A 3,761-nucleotide genomic window follows, 5' to 3' on the forward strand; every position below is an offset into this window, starting at 1 on the left:
AGGCGTATGACGCTTGTCCGCTGCAGCGCCGCGCCAACCAATCCGCTTGGCGCTGCAGCGGACTCATAGGGGGAGAACTGTTACCTATGTATCCGGTCCATTCTGTTACCCATCTATCGGCTGGACAGCTGTCATCGGCGGTTTTGCCAATCGCCAGCGGGATGAGCAGACTACTCGTGCGAAATGATCTCCTCGCCGTCGACGACGAGTCTGAGGCCAAGATCGCCGGCCCGGCGGCGGGCAAGGAAGCGCGGACGGCGCATGGTCGAGACACGGCCCTTGCGGCGCTCCTGCGGCGGCAGCGCCTTGATGGCGGCGCCGAGCGATTCCTCCAGCGTGCGGGCAACGCCATCGGCCTCGATCAGGAGCATCGGCAGGCGATAGGCGTCGGCCCAGGCGCGCCAGTCGGCGGCGACGTCGTCGAGGTCGTCTGCCACCAGCAGCGGCACCGACAGCATCGGATCATTGTGCAGGAGTTCGAGCGTCACCGTGACGTTGCCTTCGGGATCCTCCATGGCGCGGGCGGCGACGCCGCGAAACGCCTTGGCAGGCAGTGCGATGATCGCCGGCACGCCGCTCATCTCCAGCATGCGGCGAATGACTGCGCCACGCTGGTCGATGGTGAAGGTAACATCGCCATAGTCGTCGCGTGTCGCATAGCTCACCATCTGCGGCAGGCGGAATGGGTCGAGACGCATGTTGCGCCCTGCCCAGACTGGCTTCAGTCCAGTGTTCATCGAGTGCCTTCCTGTCTCTCCTGAGGGCCGTTTACCGGTTCTCTCCGGGCCAGTTTTTTCCGGCCTCGCTTATGGCGAAACATTAGCGCTGGCTTCTTACCGCCGCGCTTAAGAAAGTCGGTTAAATTTTGCTGATCTGAGCCGATGGTTATCGGAATGCAACCATCCACAACATGTTGGAAGGATCAGATAACCTTACCGGGATTCATAATGCCGGCGGGGTCGATGGCCGCCTTCACCCGGCGCATCAGATCGATCGCCATCGGCGGCGCGGTGGCGATCAGCTCGTCGCGTTTCAGCTGGCCGATGCCGTGCTCGGCCGAGATCGAGCCGTGGAAGGAGCGCACGACATCGTGAACGGCCTTGTTCATGGGATGGTAGAGGTCGAGGAACACGGCGTCCTGCCAATCCACTGGGCGGGAGATGTTGTAGTGGAGATTGCCGTCGCCCATATGGCCGAAGCAGACCACGCGCGCGCCGGGACAGACGGTCTCCACCACGCCGGCCGCCTTGTCGATGAATTCGGGGATCGCGGCGATCGGCACCGAGATGTCGTGCTTGATCGAGGCGCCCTCGGGCTTCTGGCACTCGGGCAACGTCTCGCGGAAGTTCCAGAAGGCATCGCCCTGGGCAAGGCTTGCGGCGACCACCGCATCGCCGACGATGCCCTGCTCGAGCCCGGCCGACAGTATCTCCTCGATCAGCGCCTTGCCGTCCTCCTCGGAACGGCCGGACGAGACCTGCATCAGCACATACCAGGGCCAGTCGTCGGCCAGCGGTCGCGAGATGCCCTGTCCGTGCTTCAGCGTGAAGTCGTAGGGCCTTTTGCCGATCAGTTCGAAAGCGGTGAGCGAAGCGCCGGCCCGGTCCATCGCCAGTGTGAACAGCGAAAGCGCGTCTTTCGGGGACGACGGAAGGCCGGCAAAAGCGACCTCCCTGCCCTTCGGCTTCGGAAACAATTTCAGCACGGCGGCGGTGATGACGCCGAGCGTGCCTTCGGCGCCGACGAACAGGTTCTTCAGATCGTAGCCGGTGTTGTCCTTCTTCAGCTTGCGCAGATCGTCGAACACCTCGCCGGTCGGCAACACGACTTCGACGCCGAGGCAAAGCTCGCGCGCATTGCCATAGGCGAGCACGCCGGTGCCGCCCGCATTGGACGAGAGGTTGCCGCCGATCTGGCAGGAGCCCTGCGCGGCAAGCGACAGCGGAAACAGCCGGCCGGCGGCGTCGGCCGCTTCCTGCAGGGTCTGCAGGATGACGCCGGCCTCGACGGTGACGGTGTTGGAGAGCACGTCGATCTCGCGGATGCGGTTCAGCCGCGACAGTGAAAGCACGATGTCGTGGCCGGACTTGTCCGGCACCTGGGCGCCGACCAGTCCGGTGTTGCCGCTCTGCGGCACGACGGGCGTTTTGGTCTCGGTCGCCAGCCGCATGATGCGGCTCACCTCCTCGACGCTGCCCGGCCTCAGCACCAGCGACGTCCTGCCGTGCCACAGGCCGCGCCTTTCGCTGATGTAGGGCGCGATCTCCGCCTCGCCGCGCAGCGCGTATTGCTCGCCGACGATGGCCGCGAAACGGTCGATGATGGCGGAGTCGAGCTCGAAGGGGTGGTCGTCGGTCTGATCGTTCATGGGGCCAGAACCTATGGCGCTCAGCCGGTCTTGTCACGCGGCGCTGCGGCGCGCGACAGCCGGTCGTTTATCGCCTCGCCCAGTCCGTCGAAGGGGATCGGCTCGACAGCGATGGTCGCAGCGCCGCTGCGGTCGAGGTCCTGCATGTAGGCGAAGAGGTTCGCCGCCGCCTCGCGCAGGTCGCCGGTCTCGGAGAGGTTGCGCAGCGCGGCGGCATCCTGCCAGCCTTCGGCGCGACTGCCGCCGAAGGCGAGCAGCGCCTCGCCGCTGGCGATCTGTCGGGCATTGAGCCGCATCGCGGCGCCCGGCGCGTAATGCGAGGCGAGCATGCCGGGCGCCTCGATGCCGGCGGCCGCGCCGCGCAGCAGCGGCTTGCCGGCGACGGCCTCGATTTCGGCAGCGGCGATACCGCCTGGCCGCAGCAGCCGCACGCTCTCGCCCTCGACCTTGACGATGGTCGATTCCAGGCCGACCGGCGTCGCGCCACCATCGACCACCAGCCTGATCCTGTCGCCGAGATCGGCCGCCACGGCCTCGGCGGTGGTGGCGCTGATCCTGCCGGACGAATTGGCGCTTGGCGCGGCGAGCGGATGACCGAGCCTGGCGATCAACTCGCCGCCGAAGCCCCTCGGCATGCGCAGCGCAATGGTGTCGAGCCCGGCCGTGACCAGCGGATGAATGCCGTTGCCGGGGCGCTGCGGCAACACCAGTGTCAACGGCCCCGGCCAGAAGGCCCCGGCCAGCTTCCTCGACAGCGGATCGAAGACCGCTATCCGCTCGGCCATGGCGAGATCGGCGACATGGGCAATCAGCGGATTGAAGCGCGGCCGGCCCTTGGCCTCGAAGATGCGGGCAACACCGATGCCATTGGTGGCGTCGCCGGCCAGCCCATAGACGGTCTCGGTCGGAATGGCGACGACATCGCCGCCTTCGAGCAGCGCCAGAGCCCGCTTCATCGCCTTGCCGGCGGCAAGTATCTCAGCCACTTGTCGTCACCTCTATAAGATGCGGGGCTGCGTAATACGGCGACGCCCGGGGGGCAAGTGCGGGCGTTGGCGAATTATCAATCCCTAAAATGCTATGTTTCCGCGCAAGCAGGCATCAATCCCGCGGGAATATGGTGCCGGTCTGTTGGGCCAGGGGAAGTAACATGGTGTCGATGCGTATCCTTGCAGCGCTTGGCGTCGGCCTGTCGGCGATCACCGGCAGTGCGCAGGCCTCGTCCATTGTCGCGCTCGGCGCGTCGACCGCGACGCCGTCCATCATCAGGCTCGGCGCGGCGGACCCGATGAAGATCGGCTCGACGCCGTCGGTGGTGGCGCTCGGCGAGCCGGCACCCGACGTCACCGACGAGAAAGTGGCGGCGATCCCCGAGAAGCCCACGCATCATGGC

Annotated in this window: 3 protein-coding genes and 1 pseudogene; 1 reads left to right on the forward strand and 3 read right to left on the reverse strand. The window is 66.2% G+C overall.

All coding sequences use genetic code 11. The features are described from left to right. Nucleotides 1–170: 170 nt before the first annotated feature. The 3 genes from EN738_RS32145 to EN738_RS32155 form a co-directional block, all read right to left on the reverse strand. Nucleotides 171–737, reverse strand: a complete 567-nt coding sequence (locus tag EN738_RS32145) for a DUF6101 family protein (protein ID WP_127287094.1) — start codon at nt 735–737, stop codon at nt 171–173. A gap of 185 nt (nt 738–922) precedes the next feature. Then, entirely contained in the window at nt 923–2,368 is a 1,446-nt protein-coding gene (locus tag EN738_RS32150) for an FAD-binding oxidoreductase (RefSeq protein ID WP_127287095.1), read from the reverse strand. Between the two features lie 20 nt (nt 2,369–2,388). Next, the gene (locus tag EN738_RS32155; protein WP_189340569.1) at nt 2,389–3,354 is read right to left on the reverse strand and encodes an L-threonylcarbamoyladenylate synthase; all 966 of its coding nucleotides are present in this window, start codon (nt 3,352–3,354) and stop codon (nt 2,389–2,391) included. 164 nt (nt 3,355–3,518) lie between these two features. Here EN738_RS32155 and EN738_RS32160 point away from each other — a divergent pair. Continuing rightward, nucleotides 3,519–3,761: pseudogene (locus EN738_RS32160) on the forward strand (hypothetical protein); the annotation flags it as partial.

Origin of the sequence: Mesorhizobium sp. M4B.F.Ca.ET.017.02.2.1 (assembly GCF_003998955.1) — a bacterium.
Classification (GTDB): Bacteria; Pseudomonadota; Alphaproteobacteria; order Rhizobiales; family Rhizobiaceae; genus Mesorhizobium; species Mesorhizobium abyssinicae.

Bases quoted from the DNA above. Each gene is read 5' to 3' on its own strand.
- EN738_RS32150 (WP_127287095.1), bottom strand. From the start codon at position 2,368: ATGAACGATCAGACCGACGACCACCCCTTCGAGCTCGACTCCGCCATC.
- EN738_RS32145 (WP_127287094.1), bottom strand. From the start codon at position 737: ATGAACACTGGACTGAAGCCAGTCTGGGCAGGGCGCAACATGCGTCTC.